This window comes from Protofrankia sp. Cas8, from assembly GCF_963555845.1.
Taxonomy (GTDB): Bacteria; Actinomycetota; Actinomycetes; order Frankiales; family Frankiaceae; genus Protofrankia.
In genome coordinates, this window is sequence record NZ_CAUVXI010000296.1 from 1 (window position 1) to 4,966 (window position 4,966).

At 59.9% G+C, this 4,966-nt stretch carries 3 protein-coding genes and 1 pseudogene; 2 read left to right on the plus strand and 2 right to left on the minus strand.

Translation table 11 applies throughout. From position 1 onward, the window contains the following. Positions 1 to 216 precede the first annotated feature (216 nt). Positions 217 to 2,490 carry a hypothetical protein gene (locus tag U9977_RS25635; RefSeq protein ID WP_322751849.1) on the plus strand — a complete coding sequence of 758 codons (2,274 nt, stop codon included), beginning with the start codon at positions 217 to 219 and terminating at the stop codon, positions 2,488 to 2,490. Between the two features lie 44 nt (positions 2,491 to 2,534). Here U9977_RS25635 and U9977_RS25640 read toward each other — a convergent pair whose 3' ends face one another. Next, positions 2,535 to 3,434, minus strand: a complete 900-nt coding sequence (locus U9977_RS25640; protein WP_322751850.1) for a PhzF family phenazine biosynthesis protein — start codon at positions 3,432 to 3,434, stop codon at positions 2,535 to 2,537. Between the two features lie 7 nt (positions 3,435 to 3,441). Then, positions 3,442 to 4,071, minus strand: coding sequence for a helix-turn-helix transcriptional regulator (locus U9977_RS25645; RefSeq protein ID WP_322751851.1), 630 nt, complete (start codon positions 4,069 to 4,071; stop codon positions 3,442 to 3,444). Between the two features lie 439 nt (positions 4,072 to 4,510). On the opposite strand from U9977_RS25645, the pseudogene U9977_RS25650 reads away from it, so the two are divergent. After that, positions 4,511 to 4,915 (plus strand): annotated as a pseudogene (locus U9977_RS25650) (transposase); the annotation flags it as partial. Positions 4,916 to 4,966: the final 51 nt, after the last annotated feature.

The window sequence follows — 4,966 nt, forward strand, 5'->3', positions numbered from 1 at the left end:
GCCTCAGGCAATGAAATCTGGCATCCTGGTCAACTCTCGCAGTCTGCGCCCATCGGCTCCAAAAACGCGCGTGTCGGCGTAGGGTCTTCGCCATCGGTGGACGCTTCGGCCTCCACCGCCGTATGGTGGTGTGACTCTAATGGAGCCGTCCTAGCGGACGGCCTATGGTGCGGAGAAAGTCCTTTTGGCGTCGTGGTGAACCTTACTGGACCACACATGCCTCGCTTGACGATCGACCGAAAGAGTATCCTTTCTTATGATGAAAACTACGTCGAAAAAATACTTCTCGATCAGGTAGAATCGCTATTTTCCCCAGGTTCCAATGTGCTGACGTTTGACTGGCTGTGCGCGCTCGCTGAACGGAATCTCTCTCTGGCAGACGCGATAGCCGACAAATGCTCCGAGCAGCCGGAGTATCTCTGGAGAATTGGTCAGGCGAATTTTCGGACGGCGACATCTGGATGCTTTCCGGCTGACCGCTACCTCTTCGCGCACAACGAAGATCAAACGAAGAGTGAGTTCCGCGAACGTCTCCGGCCTGTGTCCTCGCTGCCTGATTCCGTCGCGCTGTGGCGTCTCAAGGCTGCTATATCAGCACGTACTACCCCCGACCCCGATGACGACGCACAGCAGCAGCGAGGCTCCGCCGAGCACATCATGCCGGCTCGCCCATCGGACCAGATCATCATCAGTCGCGATCTGGAGTTTGTTGTCTCCGGGCGACGCTCGCTTCAGGATCAAGCATGGTTGGACCCGGCCACAATGGTGCCGTTGGCCCATCTACTTCGAGCGGCCGCGGTCACCGGTCGTACTGTCGCGGAAGTCTCGAATCGACTGAGGCTGCTCGGATTCAGGACGCGCGATCTGCCTGTTGGCATCGGCGACGTGGTCCCATCGAGGCAGGACTTGCGGCTTGCCTCTCGTGGGTTGGACGGCCGATTCCCCTGGCTAGAAGGAGGGACGCGGGTTCCTTTGGCTCACCTGCTAGCCGCCGCCGTAGCGACGAGCCATACACCTGGTGAAATCGCGAGCAGGCTCGAGCTGCTCGGCTACCTGGCTGTCACACCCCCTACCGGCATCGCGGAGATGGTGTCAATCTCCGATGATGTAATGATGATCAGCCGTGGCCTAGACCGGAAGGCCCCTTGGTTGGCCGATGGTGCTACTGTCCCACTGCCCCACCTCATGCGTGCCGCGGCCGAGACCGGTCAGACGCCAGACCAGGCACTCCTAAGGTTCAGGTCTCTCGGTTATGCTTTGCCGGAGCGGCTTGATCAGGTGCAGGTCGTCCCGCCGACCCCCGCCGACCGTACGCTCACCAGCGCCGACCTAGATGGGCAGGCGCCGTGGCTCGATGGAGACCGAGCCGTTCCTGTCGCGCACGTGTCTCGCGCCGTGGCTGTTCTAGGCCGGTCACAGGCCGAGATTGTCAATAGGCTACGACTTCTCGGCTACTCGGTGCCGGAAGTTCGTGTTCCTACGAGTGAGCCCGATCCCGGTGATCGATCGTTCGTTAGCACTGACCTGAATGGCAGTGCGCCTTGGCTGGACGCCGACGTGATTGTTCCGACCGCGCATGTGGTCGCGGCTGCCGCTGTCGCTGGTCGCAAAGTCAGCGCTGTGGCCGAACGACTTCAAATCCTCGGTTTCATCGTCTCAAAGGTCGCTATGCAGTGTGGCGAAATACCTACAGAGGCCGACCGCAGGTGGGTGAGCTTGGATCTTGACGGCCAAGGACCATGGCTGAATGACGAGATCCAAGTGCCCCAAGCTCACGTCTTCGCAGCGGCGGTAGCCGCGGGGCTCCCGGCGCGGAAGATTGCCGCTCGGCTCGCTATTTTTGGATACAAGGTGCCGCGCCTCTCCGATGGCCCGACAACACGGATGACCGCGGCGGACCTCAAGCTGATTAGCGCCGACCAGAGTGGCGAAAGACCTTGGATCGATGATGACGTCCCGGTGTCGCTTGCCCATATACTGCGGGCTGCGCTCGCTACCGTTCGAACCCCGGAGGAGATTGTTAGGCAGCTCATCGACCTCGGTTTTCCCGAGCCAGATCCCAATATGCGGGCGAAAAATCGAGTGACGGCCGAGGATATTACTTCGATCAGCCTGCGTCTGGACTCCCAACCCCCGTGGCTTGTGGCTGACAGACCAGTTTCTCTAGCTCATGTGTTGCGGGTCGCCGTAGCTACCGATCGCACACCTCACCAGGTTGCCAGACGACTCTCATCGCTGGGCTTCGATATGCCAGATATCGCTGTGGACTCACCGGCCATGCGGCCCACGCGAGTTGACCGGCTTGCCATGAGCCGCGATCTCAACGGCCAACCTCCATGGCTGCCGGGCGATATTCAGATACCCCTAGCGCATTTGCTCGCGACCGCTGCCGTCACGCAACGACCGCTTACCGAGATCGCGGTTCGACTGAACGCTATCGGATATATGACGCCGCATCTGGAAGAGGTCAAGTTGTACGATCGCCATTAGAAAGACTAGGCTTTGCGTTCTGTGGGCTGACCGGAGCACCTGGGCTACAGCGTTATCGTGGTCGAGAAGACATGGACGCCCTCACCGGTTACGACAACGGTGGAGGTCTTGGGGTCGTGTGTTACTATGGCGCTTCCTGGCCGGCCCATAAAATGACCCTGTTCAACAACAATGGTCCCCAGTTCCGCCCTTATCATTCCGTTGGCTTTCGCACTTTTGATCATTCCTGCTTGCATGGAACCGGTGAATGGATCTTCCTCAATTCCCACCAGCGGCGCTAGTCCGCGAGCATGGAGATCCGCGTTGTCGCTGAAGGTTTCGTTGGTGAAAAGACAGAAAACAACGATCTGTTGGTCACCGAAGCTAGAGCGTAGTACTGCGGGATCGGCTCTGAGTCCGCCCAGCTGCTCGATGGACTCGACCGGAACATAGAGGTAGTTAAGTTTTCTGTCCACAAGAGCCGTCCCCCGGGGGAGAAGGACCGCCGAGGGAATCCCGAGCATGTCGGCGAGTTCCCACGACTGAACCCGATACTCGGCCAAGTCCGTGGAGGGCGCTACAAATGACACGCTGATGGAGTCTCGGCTCCGTCGCTCCACACCGATGTCGAGCAGACCGACGTCGGTCTCAGTATATATCGTATGACGCCCGACGCGGTCGAGCCCGAAGCGCCCCATGCGGGCGAGCTGGAACAAGGTTGCCACGGTCGCGTGACCACAGAAGTCGACCTCACTGGCCCCTCGAGTGAAGAAGCGCAAGCGGAGTGTTGCGTCGGACCGGGTGGGGGATAGCGCAAAGGCCGTTTCCGACAGCGCCATCTCTCTTGCGATGTTGCCCATCTCGTCATCGGACAGTTCGTCCGCATTGGTCACGACCCCTGCGGGGTTCCCTTCGAAGACTTTCTGCGTAAAGGCGTCGACTTGGTGCACGTCAATCTGTCTCACGGCTTCCCTACTTGCCCTGTTCAAGGTAGCTATAGATCACCGCGCGCGAGACCCCTAGCTTGCGTCCGACGTAGTCCTCAGACTTCTTAATGTTGAAGAAGCCATGTTCATACATTGTAATCACCAACTCTCGCTTTTGGTCTTTTGGCAAAGTCTCTAGAGGGAGGTCCTTTTCATCGGCATATGATGCCATAAATGCATTTACTCGCTGCTTCCAATCGGCGGAGAATATTTCGACGGGGTTCAGTGCGCCAGCCTGGATCGAGAGAAACTCTGATCTATCCGAGTGGACGCCATCAAAGAAATCAAGCGCAAAGTTCAAGCATATGAGGCCAACGGGGATCCCGGCGTCGTCCCTGATGGTGATCGACACACACTTCAGGTTCCGGCCGTCCCAATTCATCTTGTAGTACGGGTCGAAAACGTCTGGGAACTCGGTCGTGGGTATACCAAGCTCATAGATGGCGCTGATGTCACCCAATTGGCGACGCGAGTAGCTGTTGAAAAGCGCCACAATACGCCCGCTTCGAAGGTCGTGTACGGCGCCTTCTAGGTAAGGATGAAACAGGCGTACGATGCCATCGACCGTATCGAAGTATTGTGTGACCTTTGGATGTGGGTCGAATTCATGTTTCATTCGTACGCTCCTCTGACGGTAGAGCAGCCTGTGCGACGCCTGGCCCGCAAAGACGGCCGCTGGGGCAAGCCCTTGGCGCTGTCGGCCGGCGGGACCTGACGCGTAGCTGATTATAACCACATGTCGAGCCTCATTGGCAGATCGCCCTGGTTTGGGGGCCCACTTTTCTCGGCGTCCGTCTCGGGTGACACGCGGACCCATCTGCGGATTGGCAAGATGGGGGGTGTGATCGGAACCGCTCGCGTTTTTGGAGTCATAGTCGCGGGAGCCACCGGGCCCCTCGGCGCCTGACGCTGCGCCCCGCGTTCGTCGCGGCTAGCCTCATGCTTTCATTGGGGTGATTGTATATTGGTGGCCGGAAATGGGAGAGTACTCCGGAGATGGGAGGATTGGGCTTGCTGAGAGCCTGATCGATCCCGCGCCATGGAGCACCTTCGCGGTGAAGCCTCCCGGTGTGTACCCGTCTGTCCGCGTCGATGCCGGGGGCGGGGTGTCGTGTCGTCGGCGGGTGGTCTGCTGCTGACCCAGACGGTTCGGGCGTCCGGGCTGGGCTTGGCGTTGTCGGAGGCGTTGGTGTCTTGGCGCGCGCCGACGTCGACGCACGACCCGGCGAAGATTCTGACGGATCTGGCGGTGAGCGTCGCGCCCGGTGGGGACTGCCTCGCTGACATCGCGTTGCTGCAGGTGGAACCCGGCCTGGTCGGCCTGGTTGTGTCGGATCCGACGGTGTCGCGGACCGTCGATCGGCTCGCCGCCGACGTCGATCGGGGTCCTGGCTGTGATCTTCAAGGTGCTCGCGGGCCCGCGGGAACGGGTCTGGGCACTGGCCGGGAAACACGGCCCCGGCTTGCCGCGCCATGCCACCTGCACCTATCACGCAACGTGACGCCTGAAG

Excerpts from the sequence above, each read along its gene's own strand:
- U9977_RS25635 (WP_322751849.1), top strand. The coding sequence starts at position 217 with ATGCCTCGCTTGACGATCGACCGAAAGAGTATCCTTTCTTATGATGAA.
- U9977_RS25645 (WP_322751851.1), bottom strand. The coding sequence starts at position 4,071 with ATGAAACATGAATTCGACCCACATCCAAAGGTCACACAATACTTCGAT.